The following is a 19888-nucleotide window of genomic DNA, read 5'->3' on the forward strand; positions in this document are numbered from 1 at the left end:
TTTTTTTAACTTAATGGCAGCTACACCGTCATGATAAGCACAATTACAAAATTCAACATATAAAAAAATCAAATTGTTTCATTAATAATCTCTTAATACTTTCCTGATAAAATAACACGCAACATTTGTTTGTTCTTATTCGCTGTCGAGGTATAAGTAATGAAAACTAATCATGGGGTTCCTCAGTTTACTATCAATTATATTTGCTCTTGTCTTTTAGTTTGCAAAATTTCTACAACAAAGGATTTAGGCGAGCGATTTAATGTTCTGATTGCACAAATCAACCAAAACCCTAATATTTTTAAAGACTTATCCAAAAAACAGGCACATCATGCATTAAAAGTAGCGATTGATGTCTACAATGATATAAATGCATTAAAGATTCATTTTACACCAGAACTAATTAAATTCTGGGCAGCGCAAAATGACGAGTTAGCATCCCATGCCTTAGTGGATATTCCCGCTGATGATGATTTATCCCGAGTAACCCGTAGTTATGATCGCTTATCCCAAGCCCATCAAATAAAAAAATCGGTACAAGCAAGTATTCCTGGTTTATTAGAAAAAACAGACCATGCTATTTTCTCACACATTATTATTGGAACAGGCGATACCGGCACCACTCTTTGGCTGGAAAAATATAAACAACACCATGGAACCACAACAGATCTATTAGCAGATGCTAAGTTACCACCAGTATTGATGATCGGTAATAACACCGGTAGTTGGAAACATGACTATACTCTTGCACAACCACAAAATATTCTAGAGCGAGCGCAAACAAAGGAAAACCCATCGGCTTATTTATCAACAAACTACTATTTAAATAATCCCTATGCTAATGGACGCCACGTGTTTCAAGCAAACCAAGTTAATTTAGCGAAAACTCAAGCCCCATTAGTGCAAGCAACGGTGCTTAAAATAGAGAAAAAAGAGAATCATTTAAATGACTGGGCTGATGACGCATCAGCTCAAGAATATCGTGTATTTGTTGCGGTTGCTGGAAAGGTAACAATACTGTACACGAGTGAGCTTAATATCTGTACGGGCCTTGGCCCTGCTCGAAATGCAATTTCTAGTAAACTACTCTCTACTGAAGAATTTAAACGATTAAATACCTGGGATAAAACAAAGAAATTTACCCCTATAGTCGATGGTAACCAATTCATCTTAACAGGCACCGAAGAACAAGGCACCGGACCAAGAGTTATTGTTATCTACGGTGGGGGCGGAACTGCAGCCGCAGTTTATAGAAAAGGGTTCTTTGGCAATGATATTCGTACTGAAGGCCGTGAATTTAACACCAAAAATCAATCCAATACTGTATTCTGGATTGCCAAGCAATTTGACAAGGCAGGTACTGGTAAATTAGCTACCACGGCCTTAAGAACAGCAAAAGAGCGTGATGAGTTGTTGCAAGGCGAACTTATTGAAATTAATCAAAAATCTAATGGGAAATTAGTCCTGGTATTCAAAAAAATGGGCACCAGTACCGATGACACCTTTGAACAAGAATGCGATCAGCTAGTCTATTCAATTGGCCAAGATGACAGTGCCATGAAAAAAGTCTATGCAGAAATAGAGCCTACCTTAGTACCTACATTCGATGGCTATGGAATGATACTTAATATCAGTTCACCTGATGGAAAAGTAGTGTTCTTTGGTGCCGCTGCCATGGCTGTTCGCGAAACTGAATATTCAAAAGAAACCTGGAAATGGCTACACCAAGAAAACATTGGTGGCGACGTAGGTCCAGGCTCAATGCCTCCTTCACGAGCACAAATTAAGCAGTATAACTTTTTAAATGGGATTCAGCCTGAAAGCATTAACGCCAATATGGACAGTCAGCATTTAATTATTCAATACCTTGAAAATGCAGGTGCAAACCATACAAATGCCATAAGCTTTGTTCATGATTTACTCGAAGCGCGAAAACACAGTACCGCAGGTTGCAAACGCGAGGTGCTCAGCACCTTATTAATAAAGCACAACCTGCAGGATCTCATTGTAATTCATGGGCATGGGCATTTGGTTCACAAACCTATTGACGCAATTCCCGTAATTCAAATAGCACAAACGAAACCTGCTCATTCACTCTTATCCTGGTTGAAGAAAGATAAAAAGAAAACGCATGATGCAAATATTCTTCTCTCTACGGTTGATGCTCCGGAAACAGGTAAAGAAGATTCTCTATTAGAGACTGGACAAGCAACATCGACTACAATCAAAATATACTCATAAACTAGGAGAACCTCCTGAATAGAGCAGATGCCGCATTCAGGAGTCTCTGCATAAATAGGATTTGCAATATGATTGTCCCCCGTTGGTGTTATCAATTGGATGAATCTGAGAAGTTATTAAAAAATGAACTCTATCGAACCTGGCAAAAAAGCATAAATGACAACCAACCTGAATTAATAGAAACGCTCATCCAAGAATATGACACCGAGCTATTATTTAAACTGGCCTTAACCGATCCTGAGTTTAATACGTTATGTAAGTCACCTAACTTAGAGCCACATTGGGTTGAGCTCTGGCGTTTGTGCGGTACTAATCCCAGAGAAGATGCAGAGAAAAACCATAAACCTATTCAAGAATATTCCCCTATGCTTACGGTCCCCTCCTGCTTTGAGTTATTGAAAGGCTATTATTTATATTATACTTATACCACTTTAATTGAGTCTGGGGGTGACTTATCCGCAGCAGAATTTGAGGAAGCTAAAGAACTATTAGTGGCGTCAGCCGATTGCGGCTGTTTTTTTTCCATGAATGTTTTATGTCGGGAAGGACTTTCAGCATTGAAAGAATCCGTCGATGATGAGATAACCGAATTTGTTTTAAAGTATGCAACTCTCGCTGCCAATCTCTATTTAGCTCCTGGGTATTTATTGCTGGGCTCAGTATGCCAAGAACTAATGGGTTACCAAGATAATGCTCATTGGTCTTCCTATCCGTTTGTACAAATGACTTTTCAAGCGTATACAATTGCAAAACACCTAGAACCAATATCTGGTCCGATGCTCAATAATGCATATCAAGGAAAAACATTAAAAGAGGCTAGCAATGGAGCATTTTCAACCTTTTTTGAAGGCCAATTAAGGGCACAAGAGTATTTAATGTTAAACCCTATAGAAATCCACCATTGGAGTATTTTAGCCAAAAATGAAGCAAACATAATTGAGGCTCGCTACATGGAAGAAAAAAGAAAACTCAATCAACAAAACAATGATGAAAAGTCTGAGCCGCCCTCCTATTTTAGGATGTAATAAACTGCCCGCGAAATAATTCTTAAAAACTCGCTCGTCATTACCAACAACTATGTTGGTAATGACGACGAGGTTTCATCGAAAACATTGATCAAATATAATCCCCAAAAGTTAAGTGATAAAATGTTATTTATCAACTGGATAATCCAAGTCAATCCAGCCTTGCAATCCCGTATCCAGTGAATACACTTGAGCATATCCCATCTTTTGTAAACTTTCAGCGACCAAAGCGCAGCGAAAGCCACCACTGCAGTAAACAATTATTTGCTGCTGCTGATCGGGGATTTTTTTCTCAATATCACGTTCAATAATTCCTCGTCCTAAATGTATGGCAGTAGGAATATGTCCCGTAGTCCACTCATGATCTTCACGCACATCGATCACGTGCATGTCTTCATGATTATCCAATTTTTCTTTTAATTTTTGGGGGCTGATTTCCTTAATATGCTTTTTAGATTCAGCAACTAGTGATAAAAATCCTGAGGCATGTTGTTTCATTTGTCATTCCTTATGTTTAAACCAGTTCCTTATTGTAGACCAAAAGGCAGCAATAAAAACAATTATGGTAAATAGTAAAACGGCAATAACCATTTCAACAATTGCGAAATTTAAAGCATCACGAGCCACAAACCAGCTGGCTAATGAGCCTGATATGACTAAAAGCAATTTGATGATCCATTCAATCATTTCTTAACTCCACATCCGCAACAATTATGTTACAAAATTACTTGGTACATAGTATCGCTCCCTGCATCCCGCCAGAGTTAGATTAAAGAAACGAATCCAAATCAAAAGTAGAATATTTATTCAATGCTTTACCATGGCTCACTAGAAAAGCATCTGCTGTTTTACGTCCTTCTTTAAAAAGCATGCGGAGAAAATCCCATTCGGCATTGAGCTTGGAAGAATAGCCCAATTTAACCATTTTCGCGCTGGTAATTCGATGAATACGCATTTTTGCCCAGCGATCTCGCTCTCCCGAATCCGAATTAAGCGTTTTGCGTAATAAAGCAATCATCCGTAACTCTTTCATTAAGGTTGCATTAAAAGCAACTTCATTAAGGCGATTAAGTATGTCACGAGCAGTTTTTGGAGTTCCTGGACGCTCTACAGGATTAATTTGCACTAATACAGTGTCACTGGATTCACACTCTTGCACTAAAGGCGTAATGGTAGGATTACCGGTGTATCCCCCATCCCAATAAGCCTCTCCATCAATTTCAATAGCTTGAAACATTAAAGGCAAACATGCAGATGCCAATAAAACATCAGCGTTAATTTCTTTATTTTTAAATACCTTACCACGACCAGTACGCACATTAGTCGCTGTAATGAATAATTTGATGGGTGAATCGTTCAATAATGAAAAATCAATACTTTCAGCTAAGATGTCTCGCAATGGATTTAGTGCGATCGGGTTAAGATCATAGGGCGAAAACACATGACTCGCCATTTGAAAAGTAAGAAAAGAAGGAGAGTAATCCATAGTCCATTTCCCAGACATAATGTCCAACCACCCTCGTTGTAACGGGCTATAGCGCGCAGCTTCTGAAACCCGATACCAAAATGCCTGCAAGGCCCTACGAGCACCTTCTGGGCCATCACGAGTAAAACCACTGGCCATAACCGCAGCATTCATGGAACCTGCCGAAGTCCCTGAAATCCCTTCTATTTTCACTCGAGGCTCTTCGAGCAAGCGGTCTAGAACACCCCATGTATACGCTCCATGAGCACCGCCACCTTGCAATGCTAAATCAATAAGAACAGACTTCCCTCGTGTCTTGGATCCTTGCGATTTTTTGTCCATTAATTGCCGCGCCTAAAGACATACCTATAGCTAAGTTTAGCAGCTCTTTGGGATGATGCGCATTTCATCGCGAGTGCAGATCTTCGTGGGATAGAATTCGCTGCTCCCGGATTCACTGCGTTGCATCCAGGCTACTTTGATTTGCTCCGGCGTAACATTGATGCAGCGCAGCAGAATCAATGGTTTCTTAGATGGCCGTATCAATTATCCAACTGAACCAATAAGTCCCGAGCGTCAGAAAGTCCATGATCATCTACAGCTCTTACCACAAACTTCCCGGGTCGAGCATGCCAGAGAAAAGATTTTCCAGCCTTAGTTTTCGCAACAAAAGTTTCATTAACGAACCAATACACATAAGCAATTCCTGCATCCGTAACGGCCGTAAATGGAATCGTATTATTTTGTTGAGAATTCGCACGAACAATATAACTAATGCCCGCCTGTGGTGAAGTGATTTGCGGTGTAATTCCAACATTGCCTGATAAACTACAATCGGCCTCAAAAAATGGCGGTATGTGTCGCTGTATCCCTGCCCGTTTAAAAATTTGCAGTAAATCAGAAGGCCAAAACTCAAACACCTCAAAACGTGTATTGTCATCAATATGACAAGTACGCAATCCATTTTTACTATTTATTGCTATTTCTCGATAAATTGTATCTGTTTTAATGGGGGATTTTCCTGGAATAAACCAAGTCCATTCCCTATCTTTGCAAAAACGTGTGGGTAGCATTCCTGAAGCACTGCATACTTCCACCTTTTTAAGATTCATGTGTTCAGGATGTTTATCTAAAGGTTGTAAAGGACCACGTTCTTGCTTAAGGGCATCCACTAACTCAAAAAATAAGGGCGCGGCGATATCTTTTCCAATAAAGGCAGGATTTGCTTTATTATCGAAATTACCTACCCAAACAGCCAAAGCATAAGGGCCAAAAACACCGACACTCCATGCATCCCGATATCCTGAAGAAGTCCCCGTTTTCCAAGCAACCGGCAATTGCGACCAGCTTCGGTAATTCACATCATGGTGGGGAGTACTTTGCAACATATCTAAAATTAAATAACTGGCTTCGGAGCTTAATAAGCGTTGGCCTTTAGACTTCGTTTCTTTTTGTAACAAACGCGTAGGATACCAAACCCCATCATTAGCTAACATGGCATAGAGGCCAATCAATTCGCGCATGGTTAATTCCACCCCGCCGAGGTTTAACGATAACCCATAGTAGGATTCTGAGCGCAAATGACTCACCTGCCCTTGCTCTAACAATTGATGCAGTGAAGGCTTACTTAAGAGACTAGAAAGATAGATAGCGGGAATATTACGACTTAAAACTAAAGCATCTCGCGCTTTGATTGGCCCCATAAAGTCATAATCGAAATTTTCTGGATTATAGCCATTAAAACTATGCGGCACGTCTTTTAAAACCGTATTGGGATGGATTAAACCTTGATCCAAGGCCAATCCATAAATAAACGGCTTCAAGGTAGAACCAGGAGAGCGCTTGGTTTCAATACCATTAATTTGCCCACCTATTTCACGATTGAAAAAATCAGCCGATCCCATTAAACCTTTAATTCCCATATCACGGGTATCTACTAATAAAACCGCGGCATTATGGACCCCTAAACCTTTTTTCCTTGCTAAATAACTGCGCGTAATCCGTTCAATAATAGTTTGTGAGCGTGAATCCAGCGTAGTCACAATATCTTGCTGTTTAGAAACATCAGACAAAACTTTATTCACAAAATGGGGCGCAGCAAAAGGTAAAGAGCGATTAGTTTGCATAACTAAAGGTAGTTCAAACATGACTTTTTTATTCTTATCCTCAGGATGCTGCTCTAGCCACCGTTGAAAGAGGTGCGCTCTAATCTTTTTCAAGTCTTGATTATGGGGTGTTCTTTTTCCCGGATTTTGGGGAATAATACTCAAGGTTAATGCCTGAGGTAAGCTGAGTTTATCTACAGCAGTGCTAAAATAAACCAAACTTGCCGCGCCAACACCTTCAATATTGCCACCATAAGGAGCCATATTTAGGTAAGCTTCTAAAATTTCGTCTTTGCTATAATGCATTTCAATTTGAATTGCACGAATAATTTGCCAGAGTTTCCCTGTTATTTTTTTGGAATTAATTCCATAGTGCATCCGTGCTACTTGCATGGTAATAGTTGAAGCACCTACTCGCCGGGATTTGACCGCATAAGTTTGCCAAATTGCCTTCGCTGTTGCTAAGGGATTGATTCCATAATGAAAACGAAAATACTGGTCTTCCTGCAACAAGGTTGCATCGATTAATTGTTTGGAAATTTTAGGCAACGGGGTGAATAGACGATATTTATCATCTCTACTTAAAGTGAGCCGTAATAATTGATGATGATCATCATAAACAGCTCTGGAAAAACTGGTGCCATTCAATAAAACCGGTTTGGGTAAAAAAAATAATAGTGCAAACCCACTGACAAACAGCAAAACAAGGATTATGCTTAAGCGTTTTATATTTTTTTTCATATTCGCTATTATGCACCAAAAAGAGTAAAATGACGCCAATTTTGAAAAGAAATTATAAACGGAACGTCAGAGGAAGGACTACACGAGTCATTTAATGAATTTCGAGCCGAGGCTCGCTAACAGCCAGGATAAATTATGAGCAAAAAAATATTCAATGCTTTCTCCGCTGTGTTTGGCAAATTAAATTGGAATAGTCCTCCCTGGCTGAGCTATCTAAAAAATAAGTCGAAAGCATCTCCCAAGACATTTTGGGGAGGGAGTTTGCTTGCCCTGCTCTTATTGTGCGCCGCAGGATATACTGCACATTGGTATAAAAACCGACCTCAACCCGTCTACACCATCGCAGAAATTACACCACCAGCTATTACTCCTAATGAGGAAACCTTAGTTCCAGGGAATTTAGTCATTGATTTTGGAGTAAGAAATAAGGATGGCTTTATTAATAAATCCGTTGCTCCTTTAAACTTAGTTGGCCAGACCATAACTAAAGGTATTGAAATGTCACCAACAACTCCAGGAACCTGGAACTGGAGCACCGACAGCCAATTAACTTTTGTTCCTGCTGAGGACTGGCCTGCAGGACAAAAATACACAATTAAATTTGCGCCGGACTTTTTTGCAACTACAGCAAATATGGAATCCCATACTTATTCATTTTCTACCCAACCATTCATTGCTAAAATCGCTGAATTCAAACTCTATCAAGACCCAGTTCATGTAGAGGTAAGAAAAGCCGTAGCTACTATTGAATTCAATTTCCCTGTAAACCCTGAAATCCTGGAAAAAAATACTGCGTTAGCATTCCAAACTCAAGAAAAAGGAAAGGCAGGTAGCACCACCGAATCGCTTCCTTTCTCGTACACCTATGATCAACACAAACGGATTGCGTACCTAAATTCAGACACCATTAACATTCAAGACGTTGCCCGCTTTTTACGATTAACATTGAATAAAAACATAAGCTCATTAACTAAATCAGCAACATTAAACAAAGAATTATCTGATAAAATATTAATTCCCGATGCTTATAGCTTCCTTAAAGTTACTTCTGCCTCAGCCTCTATTGTTAGAAATGAAAAAGACCGCCCCGAACAAATTCTGACGGTTGAAACCTCTTTAGGCATTAACGAAAGTGAATTTAATAAATCAGCACATTTTTACTTATTACCTAAAGATCGCCCCGCTACTGCAGCTGAACCTGCAAAAGAGAATTACCAATGGCAAAATCCGGGAGAAGTAACCCAAGAAATTTTGGCTTTAGCCACGCCATTGACCAAAGAAGCACTCCCAACAGAGCAAAACTATTCAACGCTGCATAGCTTTAAATTTGCGGCCAAAACACCCAGCTACATTTACGTTAAAATCGATAAGGGCATGAAAGGATTTGGCAACTTCAGCTTGAGTAATGGATATGCTAGCGTAATTTCTGTTCCAGTCCTTCCTAGAGAAATTAGCTTTTTACATAAAGGCTCTCTATTGGCTTTAGGCGGCGAAAAGAAACTCTCTGTGTTAGTACGCGGTGTATCTGCAGTCAAATTTGATTTTGCACGCGTGCTGCCTGACAATGTCAACCAACTTGTCACTCAGACTCAAGGCGACTTTAATAACCCCTACTTTATTAATCCATCCTTTAATCAGCAAAATATCAGTAAAATTTCTAGTGATATTCAGCAATTTGATACTTCAGACTTAGCGAAACAACAATATACAGCCCTGGATTTTAGCAAGTATCTTGCTACAGAAACAAACACGGCTGGCCCTCAAGGACTATTCCTATTGCAAGCAACGGAATGGGACACAGCCCATAACACGCCAATGGATGTCAAAGCCAGCCGCTTAATACTCATTACAGACCTTGCCCTCCTGGTTAAAGATAATAATAACGGCAGTCATGATGTGTTTGTAAACTCCATTACTCAAGGAGGCCCAGTGGCTAATGCCACCGTAACGGTTTTAGGTAAAAATGGCCTACCTATTTTATCTCGAGTTACGGATTCCCAAGGACGCGCCAACTTCCCGACACTAAAAGATTTTATTGAGGATAGAGAACCAACAGTTTATTTAGCACAACTGAGTAACGATGTGTCATTTATTCCATTTAATAATACCAATCGCCAACTAAATTTTTCTAAATTTGACGTCGGTGGACTGTACACTTATTACAGTCAAGACATGCAAAGTTTAACAGCTTATCTGTTCTCTGATCGCGGTATTTACAGACCAGGTGACACGGCACATATTGGCATGATAGTGAAACAAACTTTTGCACAGTCCCAACCCGCCGGCTTGCCTTTGCAAGTTACCATTGTTGACCCACGCGGGACTACGGTTAAAGATGAGAAAATAACCTTAAATGATTTAGGGTATATGGACCTTGATTTTGCTACCAATGCCAATGCTCCTACTGGCCAATACACAGTGAACTTATTCTTGGTTAAGGATAATCACCCACAAAATCTATTAGGCTCAACTACTCTACGAGTTTCTGAGTTTTTACCCGATAGAATGCGAATTAGCACCAGTTTATCGCCTAAGCCAGCTGCAGGCTGGAGTGCTCCAGCAAACCTTAAAGGTCAAGTCAGCTTATGGAATCTTTATGGAGCCCCTGCTGCAAATAGAACGATTAGCGGAAAAATTCTACTGGTACCTCAAAAAGTACAATTTTCCAAATATCCAGACTATGTATTCGCAGATCCTCTAATCGATCCGAAAAAACCAGCCAAAGTATTTACAGAAGCCTTAGCAAATACCAAAACCAATGATAAAGGTGAGTCTGAATTTGATTTAAATCTTGGACGCTTTGAACAAGCAACCTATCAATTAACTTTCTTTGCTGAAGGTTTTGAAGCCGATGGCGGCCGTAGTGTAACCAGCCAGGTTCAAACACTAGTCAGCCCCCTGCCTTATTTTGTAGGCTATAAAGCAGATGGAGATCTGTCGTTTATCAAACAAAACACGGCCCGCGCGGTGAATTATATTGCTGTAAGTCCGGAACTGAATAACATCGATGTAAATGACCTGAAAATACAATTGGTTTCTTTACATCCGGTTACCACTCTGGTGAAAAAACCTGATGGAACCTACCAATATCAATCCATAATCCAATCCAGCATTGTGAGTACCACCCCATTTACTATTGGCAAACAAGGTTCAAACTATGCCTTGCCAACACAAACTATTGGTGACTATTCTCTAACTGTTCTGGGTAAAAGTGATACGGTACTTAGCCAATTAAAATTCAGTATTGTAGGTGCCAGCCAACAACCTTTGGCCAAGAATGCTGAATTATCAATTAAACTAAACAAATCTGAATATCATGCTAATGACGACATAGAAATTCAGATTACAGCCCCCTATACCGGTTCAGGATTAATCACCATCGAGCGAGATAAAGTCTATGCCGCTCAATGGTTTAAAACCGACACCACCAATTCAGTGCAAACCATCCGCATTCCCGCTGATTTTCAAGGAAATGGGTACATTAACGTCGCCTTTATACGTGACTGGAGTTCTCCTGAACTCTTTATTAGTCCGCTCAGCTACAGCATCACACCTTTTGCAGTCAATCATGATAACCATAATGTTAAAATTGACTTAAAAACAGCAACGGTTTCTCGTCCGGGCGAACCATTGACTATCGAGTACAGCACAGATAAACCTGGAAAAATCATTGTGTTCGCAGTAGACCAAGGTATTTTGCAGGTTGCCCGCTACACAACTCCTGACCCGCTTGCCTTCTTCTTTCAAAAACAAGCGCTTGAAGTATTAACCCAACAAACTGTAGATCAGATTATTCCTCAATTTATTCAATCTAGAGAATTATCCGCGATTGGTGGTGATGATGGCGAAGAAAATATGGCAAGTCGCCTCAACCCTTTCAAACGTAAGACCGATTTGCCTGTTGTATTCTGGTCTGGACTTCAAGATGCAGATACAACCCCTCGTCAGCTTGTTTATCAAGTTCCAGATTATTTTAATGGCAGCATTAAAGTAATGGCTGTAGCCGTATCAACTGATTCGGTTGGTTCCAAGGATACCTCCGCAGAAATTCGTGGTGATTTTATCATTAACCCCAATGTGCCTACCTTTGTGGCTCCTGGGGATGAGTTTGAAATATCTTCCTCCATTGCCAACAACATTAAAAGTTCTGGAGAACAGGCTTCGGTTACTGTTGATTTAACTACCTCACCAGAAGTTGAGGTTATTGGTACCTCCTCACAAACCGTAAACATTGCGGAAGGAAAAGAGCAAACTGTTCACTTTAAATTAAGAGCAAAATCATTATTAGGTTCTGCAACTGTAGGATTTAAGGCAACAGCGGCGGACAAGTCGAGTAGCATGAGTGCTACATTGAGTGTTAGACCAGCAATGCCTTTAATGACTTATATTGACAGTGGTAAATCTAAAGATGCGCAAAAAACACTAGATATTATACAAACCTTTTATCCTGAGTACCGTAATGTAAATGCAACGCTCTCTACCAGCCCATTAATCCTGGTATTTGGTTTGCAACGTTATTTGGATAATTATCCTTATGGTTGTACAGAGCAATTAACCAGCAAGGTTATGCCCTTGTTAGCGATGAACAATCAAACCGGTTTTGCTAGTGAAACTAAAGAAATCACAAGCAAGATAAATACTACTGTGCAAATGCTAAGCCAACGTCAAATGTCTAGTGGTGGATTCAGCTACTGGCCAGGTCTTGGCGATAACCAAGGAAATGATTTTGCTTCGGTATATGCCATGCATTTCTTAACGGAAGCAAGAGCTCAAGGATTTACCGTACCGAACGATCTCTTCTTTAATGGCATTAATTACTTAAAAACTCTGGCAAGTCAAAATGTTGCTGATTTGAATGCGGCACGAATTCAGGCTTATGCAATCTATATTTTGACACGTAATGAACTTGTTACAACCAACTACATTACGAATTTGCAATTGTATTTAGAACAAAATTACGCAAAGCAATGGAGCAATGACATTACTGCGGTTTATCTTTCAGGTGCCTATCAGTTGCTGCAAAGTCATGAAGAAGCAAATAAGCTAATTGGTCAATACAAGCCACAGCTAGACCTGTCTTCTGATACAGACTTCTACGACAGTAATATTGCGGATGCACAATACCTCTATATTGTAGCCAAGCATTTCCCCAATTTATTGCCTCAAGTTAGTGATACAGTACTAATGCGCTTGATCGAAGCAATTAATAACAATGAGATTAATACCGTATTATCAGGTTATGTCAGCCTGGCTTTGGGAGCTTATCCTCAAAATACAGCGATTAATACTTCCTCTAGCTTATCGATGACTAAGATCTTAGCCAATAATGAGCAAGTTCCTGTACCCGTTAATAATGCCAATTATCAAAAAGCCGCATTGGGTATAGATACCAAGCAAATTCGTTTTGAAAATCCTGGTAAAGAGCTATTCTTTTATCAACTCATACAATCAGGATTTAATACGATTCTTCCTAAAGAAGTGGAGAAATCAGTCATTGAGATCTTTAGGGAGTATCGTGATGCTCAGGGGCATGCAATTACCTCAACCACTTTAGGTAGTGAAATTGAAGTTCATATTCAAGCTCGCACTTTAGAAGTGGATTATTTAACCAACATAGCTATTGAGGATCTACTGCCCGGTGGATTTGAAGTGGTTCGCGACTCCGTAAAACTTAATAATATGGATTATTTCGATGTGCGCGAAGACCGAGTTAATTTCTTTGGTGGTTTAAGCAGTACCGTAACGGAATTAGTTTATAAAATTAAAGCCGTCAACATTGGTACGTATACGGTTCCTCCAGTGTTTGCTGAAGCGATGTATGATCCCAATACCTTTGGTCGTGGAGCTGCCTCAAGCATTAAAGTAATGCCTGGAAAATAAAACATGTAGCCCGGTTGCTTGCAGCCGGGAAGCATGTGCGCGGTGAATTCCTTTTTAGCCTATATTGATACGTTGTAGGTTAGGCCACGTGACCAAGGGCATCAAGCCATACCAGAACCCTATGTTGGGCCATGAGCCCAACCACACGTCATTGCAAAATTTCGTTAACTTAATGGCGGTGATGTGTATAGGATATAGTGGAGCAATCAAGCCAAATAAGACAAAAAACAAACCATTATTTTCAATTATTGGTCTACACTTTATATTGAACTTGTATCTTATACAGGCAAGCCGATAAGGATATTGACATAAACCACTTAAAACGAGGTTAAAATGAAAAAGATGGAATCAATTAAACTTGCTACACCTAACGATCTAGCACCGAAAGATCGACGAATAATTGCTCAAGTAATTAACCCACTCGTAGCTGACACTTTTGCCTTATATGTTAAAACGAAGAATTATCATTGGCATATGTCTGGCCGTCATTTCCGTGATTACCATATATTACTTGATGAGCAAAGCGATCAGATTTTTGCGATGATTGATGTATTGGCTGAGCGTGTACGCAAGCTAGGAGAAGAAACGATTCACTCAATCGGTCAAATTAAAGAATTACAACATGTTAAAGACGTCAACTCAGTATTATCTGCTGACGATATGTTACGTGATTTAATGCTGGAAAATAAAAGCTTTTTAACCCGCATGCGCGCTGCTCATGAAATTTGCAGCGAAAAAAATGATGTGGCAACAACTAGTCTTTTAGAAAATTATATTGACGAGGCCGAGCGAAGGGTTTGGTTCTTATTTGAAACTGTAGGTTCATAAAAATAAATAGTACTTCGCCAGCAACCCAGAGGCGCAATGCCCCCTGGGTTGCTTCGCTTTGTTCACAATGACAACGTTTTTTCCCATTTCGGTTTTATTTACAGCCAAAACGCCCGCACAAAAATATACAGCAGCGTCATTCCAATTATAGGAATAATCACAAATCCTAAAAAAACATGGATCTGAATTCTATTTTCTGCTGATGATCGATAAAACTTTTTAAACCGTTTTAATAAAGACATTTTATACACTCCCAGATAAATTGTAGGTTGAGGCCATGGCCCAACAAGGGACATCTAACTACATCAGAGCACAATGTTCTGCCATAGGCCCAACCTACACAAACGTTCCTTAACCTATGCCTCCCGCTTAAATGCATCAGGATATTTATCCCCTTTAACGGCATTAACAGGAACCAATCGCTCTAATAATTGCAAATCCTCTTCAGACAACACCACCTCAAGTGCTCCTAAATTATCCTCCAGGTAACTTAAACGTTTCGTTCCAGGAATGGGGATCACCTTACCGGGCTGAGCCAAAACCCAAGCCAAAGCCAACTGACCTAAACTGCATTGTTTTGATTCAGCAATTTCGCTTAACTTCACAATAAGCGCTTGATTTGCACTAAAATTTTCACCTTGGAAACGAGGCAATAAATGACGGAAATCATCAACAGCTAATTGAGACATATTCGCAATTGCACCGGTCAAAAATCCTCGGCCTAAAGGACTATAAGCAACAAAACCAATTCCTAGCTCCTGACAAGTAGGTATAATTTCATGCTCCGGATTACGCTCCCATAACGAATATTCTGTTTGTACCGCAGCAATAGGATGAACTTGAGCAGCACGTCGAATAGTAGCAGGTTTTACCTCAGAAATACCGATATAACGCACCTTGCCTTCCTTTACTAACTCAGCCATCGCTGCAATTGTATCCTCTATGGGCGTTTGCTTATCTACCCTGTGTAAATAATATAAATCAATGCACTCAGTTGCCAAACGCTTTAAACTCGCCTCGCAAGCTTTTTTAATGTAAGCAGGCGATCCATTAATAATATAGTCGCGCGCGCCACCACCCGCTTGCTTAGTAAATCCCACTTTAGTCGCCAAAACAATGCGGTCTCGTTTCCCTTTGATTGCCTTAGCAATAAGCTCTTCATTATGCCCCCAACCGTACATGTCCGCCGTATCCAAAAGCGTTACACCTAATTCCAGCGCACGGTGAATAACCTCCATGGAATGTATATCATTCGCAGGCCCATAAGATGTAGACATTCCCATACAACCAAGCCCTATTGGGCTAACCCAAGGTCCATTTTTACCTATCTGTCTTTGTTCCATAACGAAAGAGTCCTAATTTTTAAAAAACAACCATCTCACCGGAAATTGCGGAAACACGAGGTCCAGGCAAAATAAATCCAGAAACATTCAATGGATCAACTGCAGCAACAGAAACCGGTCCATGTTCAGTCTCTTTATTTTTAAAGGCGCGCAACGACTCAACCGCATAAGGCAAGGCAAACTGCTCACCTAAAAAGCCCTTCACAAAACACCCCCCTCTTATTTCCCCTCGCTCCTCAAGTGTTCTTAATACCGCATGCAACTCACGCCAGCTGGGAATATTTTTTTCACGAAGCAAGAGATCACGAAACACCACGCCATAGCGTTTAAGTAAAATCCAACACACTGCCTCTACCTGCTCTCGCGTAAATGAACCTACACGCTTCTTCAACAAAAACCAACGCCCTGAGCTGTACAAATGAGGATTTACCCTACGTCTTTTTTTAATTAAACGTCGCTTAGGATCAATTAAAGAACGCAAATTATCAAAAAGATCTGCTGTTGCAAGCCCTGCAGCGACTAACTCCCATAAACCCATTTCCACCTCAGACTTCAGATGGTGCACTTCATCGGTGATATCCATAAAAAAGGAAGCACCATTTCGCAGCAAATAAAAATAAATATCCTTAGCAATATGACTTAAGCCCCCTAAAGCTTCCTCGCTTAGACCTTCCTTAACATCAACCATCCACGAAGAATCCTTGCGTAGAAAAAAAGTCATCGGGGCAATACTTGTCGGTACCACACGCTTGGGGTCTTCGTCTATGGAATTTAAAGTAGTGGATAAACGCCCCCAACCAACAATCCCCATCATGCATAATTTATCCAACAAAGATGAGTCATAATTCTTCACACGCTTTGAAAAAATAAGCGGTTCCCAAGCTTTAGCTGGGATTTCAAAACCTTGCAGCTGCTCAATAATAGCCAGTAACCCTTGCTCGCCATTTAGTTGAGAGCCAGGAGCAATATGCTGCCAAGTCAATAACCAGCGAACAAACTGTTCCGGACGTACAGGCTCAATTTCCTGGCGCAATTTAGCTAAGGTTAAACGATGAATACGGGCTAATAGACGGCGTTCACACCATTCTTGCTGCAATGATTCATCTGTAAATGTGCCACGTAAAATAAGCCCTGAAGCTTCAAGACGAACTAAAACTTGCTGAATGGTTGCTTCCGCTAAAACTAAAGATTGGCTTAACAATAACGCGGTTGTAGGACCTAAATGATAGATCCAACCTTGGACTAAATGAAAAATACCTTCATCAGGTTCTAATGGTTTATTTTCTATATCCTGTAATGAATGTTGAATTAATGCATCAGGATAAATTCTGGAAAAAGTTTTTGCTCTATCTACTGCGAACCAAAATACCCGCTCATCAACAAAAGCCGTACTGGCTCGACCTGAAGCAATTAATTCATCCATAAACTTTTGCCATAAATTTGTAGCCTGTAAATAGGATTCATAATTTGCAGGAAAAGCAATTACCGTTTGTAACAAGTCCTGTAATTCATCCGCATTACGAAGATCAGGCCAAGCCTGTTGTCGCACCTCATGAATCACTTCTGGATCAAGTTTCCCTAACTTATTCGCCAAGTGCGCTGGTAAAGTCTGCCTCATTTCCACAGCCCATGCACGTCGCTCTTCTAAAGGGGCATCATCTAAAAAGGCATAGGGGTTTGCGTTTAAGATTTCGTGGGCAAAAACCGAGGGCGTTGTAGTATCAATAGCAACACATTCAATTTCTTTATTTTTTATTTTCGTTAACACATCTAAAAGCCCATCAACATTTAAGGCTTCGGTTAACGAATCCTTCATTGCCTCATTAACTAAGGGATGATCAGGTAATTCAATGTCTTCAATATCCACATTATCCTGACAGGCCACCGCATCAGGAAAAACAGCAGCCAATAAATCTTCGGCCCGCATTCGTAAAAGATAGGGAGGAACTTTACGTCCATTACTAAAACGTACTAAAGCTAGGGCTCTACCTGCATCCCAACGCCAGCGTGTGGGAAACAAGGGGGATTGTAATACGGCTTTTTCTACTATATCTCTGGCTGTTTGAGTACTTAGAAATGCAAATACATCCGCAAGAGGAAAGCTGTGTTGCTCCGTCAAGGAAATATTAATACCATTATCTGTAGCGGCTGCTTGTAATTCCACGTTAAAAGAACGGCAAAAGCATTTTCGTAACGCCAATCCCCAGGCTTTATTTATACGGGCGCCAAAAGGAGCATGAATCACCAGTTGCATACCTCCTGACTCATCAAAAAAACGCTCTGCAATGATGCGTTTTTGCGTTGGAACGTTGCCTAATAAGGCACGGCCTTGGAGAATATAATGAATAAGTTGTTGCGCCCCCAACTCATCAACATGGCACGAGTTAATAAGCCATTGTTGCACCTCCGAGAATGAATCCTCTGAGGTAGTTAATTGGGTGCTCAGCCATTCTCGCAAATTAGAAACGCGTAATGACAGCTCCGCAGTACGCTCAGGTGCCTCTCCTCGCCAAAATGGAACGTTCGGTGAAGCGCCATGTGCATCTTCAACAAGAACCAGACCTTTAGTGCTTTCAATACGGTTAATTTTCCAGGAGGTGCTACCAAGTAAAATAATATCGCCGCGATGGCTTTCTACTGCAAAATCCTCATCAAGAGTACCAACCACGCCCCCAGATTCTTCTGCTTTTACGGTGTATAAACCATTATCTGGAATGGAACCACCACTGGTTATAGCAATCAAGCGGCTACCACGGCGTGCTTTCAAAAGATGATTTACTCGATCATGAAACAGATACGCACCATAACGTCCACGCATTCCAGATATTCCCTCACTGAGCATATGAATCACTGCATCAAATTGCTCACGTGATAACTCTTTATAATGAAAGGCCTTACGAGTTAAAGCGAATAACTCATCAACCTGCCAATCTCCAGTGGCGCAGGTCGCCACTATTTGCTGCGCTAAAATATCAATGGGTTGCTGGGGTATGACTAATTGATCCAGATCCCCTTCCAAAATAGCATTCACAATCGCAGCACATTCTAACAATTCATCACGTGTGGTTGCAAAAAGACGCCCTTTTGAAATCGCCCCACGCCAATGGCCTGCACGACCCACCCGTTGTAACATGACGGCAATAGAACGAGGTGAACCTAATTGGCATACTAAATCCACAGAACCAATATCAATTCCTAATTCTAGGGAGGCCGTTGCTACTAAGGCTTTCAGTTCTCCATTTTTTAATCGAGTTTCTGCAGCTAAACGTAGTTTTTTCGATAGACTCCCATGATGCGCAACAACCAAATCCGTTCCAAGGCGCTCTGCTAAATGATGCGCAGCACGCTCAGCCACTCTACGTGTATTGGCAAAAATCAGCGTCGAACGATTCTGCTGCGCCAATTCAGCAATACGATCGTAAATTTCATCCCAAATTTGATTGGAAGCAACCGCACCGAGCTCGCTGCGCGGAATCTCGACATTCAGTTCTAAATGCTTTGCATGCCCGATATTGATAATTGCTGGTTGAGGACGATCGTTGCCCACTAAAAAATTAGCAACTAAATCCAGTGGCTTTTGGGTTGCAGAAAGGCCTATACGTAATGGTGTATGTGCGGTTAAGGCCTCTAATCGTTCTAGTGATAAGGCCAAATGCGCGCCACGTTTGTCATCTGCCAAAGCATGGATTTCATCAACAATAACCGTTTTAACGTTGCGTAAAATTTCACGGCTTTTATCTGCAGTTAGTAAAATATAAAATGACTCAGGGGTGGTAACTAAAACATGAGGAGGATGTTTGAGCATCCCTTGACGTTCTTTGGGAGAGGTGTCTCCAGTACGTACAAGCACAGTGATTTCAGCCATGGCTAAGCCTTGCCTTTTTGCCAGTGCCATAATTTCTTGCAAAGGCCCCATTAGGTTTTTTTGTACGTCATTTCCTAAAGCTTTTAATGGGGAAATATAAAGTACTTCTGTTTCGTGACACAACTGGCCCGTCAGTGCTTGACGCACCAAGTGATCAATACAGGCTAAAAAAGCGGCAAAAGTCTTCCCAGAGCCTGTTGGAGCCGAAATTAGGGTATTACACCCAGAACGAATAAATGGCCACCCTTGTTTTTGTGGTTCGGTTGCTGAGCCAAATTTTTCTAAAAACCACTCTTGTACTATTGGATGGGCCCATGCAAGACTGTTATTAATATTCACAGAAATCCACCCTGAATGAGTCATCAGAAAAATAGAATTATCCAGTTAAGTATATC

The 19888-nt window shown here is 40.7% G+C and carries 10 protein-coding genes; 4 read left to right on the forward strand and 6 right to left on the reverse strand.

Translation table 11 applies throughout. The features are described from left to right. Window positions 1-159: 159 nt before the first annotated feature. Window positions 160-2241 (forward strand): hypothetical protein, encoded by a 2082-nt coding sequence (locus J2N86_RS08800; RefSeq protein WP_252579023.1) that lies wholly within the window; start codon window positions 160-162, stop codon window positions 2239-2241. Window positions 2242-2309: 68 nt separating this feature from the next. Beyond that, the gene (locus J2N86_RS08805; RefSeq protein ID WP_252579024.1) at window positions 2310-3266 is read left to right on the forward strand and encodes a DUF5630 domain-containing protein; all 957 of its coding nucleotides are present in this window, start codon (window positions 2310-2312) and stop codon (window positions 3264-3266) included. A gap of 126 nt (window positions 3267-3392) precedes the next feature. Here the strand turns inward: J2N86_RS08805 and J2N86_RS08810 are convergent, their stop codons facing one another. The 4 genes from J2N86_RS08810 to pbpC form a co-directional block, all read right to left on the reverse strand. Next, window positions 3393-3764 (reverse strand): rhodanese-like domain-containing protein, encoded by a 372-nt coding sequence (locus J2N86_RS08810; RefSeq protein WP_252579025.1) that lies wholly within the window; start codon window positions 3762-3764, stop codon window positions 3393-3395. 3 nt (window positions 3765-3767) lie between these two features. Beyond that, complete coding sequence (locus J2N86_RS08815) at window positions 3768-3953, reverse strand: hypothetical protein (RefSeq protein WP_252579026.1); 186 nt, start codon at window positions 3951-3953, stop codon at window positions 3768-3770. 82 nt (window positions 3954-4035) lie between these two features. Beyond that, window positions 4036-5073, reverse strand: coding sequence for a patatin-like phospholipase family protein (locus J2N86_RS08820; protein ID WP_252579027.1), 1038 nt, complete (start codon window positions 5071-5073; stop codon window positions 4036-4038). A gap of 200 nt (window positions 5074-5273) precedes the next feature. Then, window positions 5274-7577, reverse strand: coding sequence for a penicillin-binding protein 1C (gene pbpC, locus J2N86_RS08825; protein ID WP_252579028.1), 2304 nt, complete (start codon window positions 7575-7577; stop codon window positions 5274-5276). A gap of 135 nt (window positions 7578-7712) precedes the next feature. Here pbpC and J2N86_RS08830 point away from each other — a divergent pair, with 135 nt between their 5' ends. Next, a complete protein-coding gene (locus tag J2N86_RS08830) occupies window positions 7713-13457 on the forward strand; it encodes an alpha-2-macroglobulin (RefSeq protein WP_252579029.1) in 5745 nt (1914 codons plus the stop codon). A gap of 333 nt (window positions 13458-13790) precedes the next feature. Continuing rightward, complete coding sequence (locus J2N86_RS08835; RefSeq protein ID WP_252579030.1) at window positions 13791-14285, forward strand: Dps family protein; 495 nt, start codon at window positions 13791-13793, stop codon at window positions 14283-14285. Between the two features lie 356 nt (window positions 14286-14641). Here the strand turns inward: J2N86_RS08835 and J2N86_RS08840 are convergent, their stop codons facing one another. Next, complete coding sequence (locus J2N86_RS08840; RefSeq protein ID WP_252579031.1) at window positions 14642-15628, reverse strand: aldo/keto reductase; 987 nt, start codon at window positions 15626-15628, stop codon at window positions 14642-14644. 19 nt (window positions 15629-15647) lie between these two features. After that, window positions 15648-19832: a DEAD/DEAH box helicase gene (locus J2N86_RS08845; protein WP_252579032.1), complete on the reverse strand. Its 4185-nt coding sequence runs from the start codon at window positions 19830-19832 to the stop codon at window positions 15648-15650. Between the last annotated feature and the right edge of the window lie 56 nt (window positions 19833-19888).

Source organism: Legionella lytica (genome assembly GCF_023921225.1).
Taxonomy (GTDB): domain Bacteria; phylum Pseudomonadota; class Gammaproteobacteria; order Legionellales; family Legionellaceae; genus Legionella; species Legionella lytica.

What these genes read in the sequence shown, in the direction of transcription:
- J2N86_RS08800 (WP_252579023.1), top strand. Translation starts at nt 160, where the DNA reads ATGAAAACTAATCATGGGGTTCCTCAGTTTACTATCAATTATATTTGC.
- J2N86_RS08830 (WP_252579029.1), top strand. Translation starts at nt 7,713, where the DNA reads ATGAGCAAAAAAATATTCAATGCTTTCTCCGCTGTGTTTGGCAAATTA.
- J2N86_RS08805 (WP_252579024.1), top strand. Translation starts at nt 2,310, where the DNA reads ATGATTGTCCCCCGTTGGTGTTATCAATTGGATGAATCTGAGAAGTTA.
- J2N86_RS08810 (WP_252579025.1), bottom strand. Translation starts at nt 3,764, where the DNA reads ATGAAACAACATGCCTCAGGATTTTTATCACTAGTTGCTGAATCTAAA.
- J2N86_RS08820 (WP_252579027.1), bottom strand. Translation starts at nt 5,073, where the DNA reads ATGGACAAAAAATCGCAAGGATCCAAGACACGAGGGAAGTCTGTTCTT.
- J2N86_RS08815 (WP_252579026.1), bottom strand. Translation starts at nt 3,953, where the DNA reads ATGATTGAATGGATCATCAAATTGCTTTTAGTCATATCAGGCTCATTA.
- J2N86_RS08840 (WP_252579031.1), bottom strand. Translation starts at nt 15,628, where the DNA reads ATGGAACAAAGACAGATAGGTAAAAATGGACCTTGGGTTAGCCCAATA.
- J2N86_RS08835 (WP_252579030.1), top strand. Translation starts at nt 13,791, where the DNA reads ATGAAAAAGATGGAATCAATTAAACTTGCTACACCTAACGATCTAGCA.
- pbpC (WP_252579028.1), bottom strand. Translation starts at nt 7,577, where the DNA reads ATGAAAAAAAATATAAAACGCTTAAGCATAATCCTTGTTTTGCTGTTT.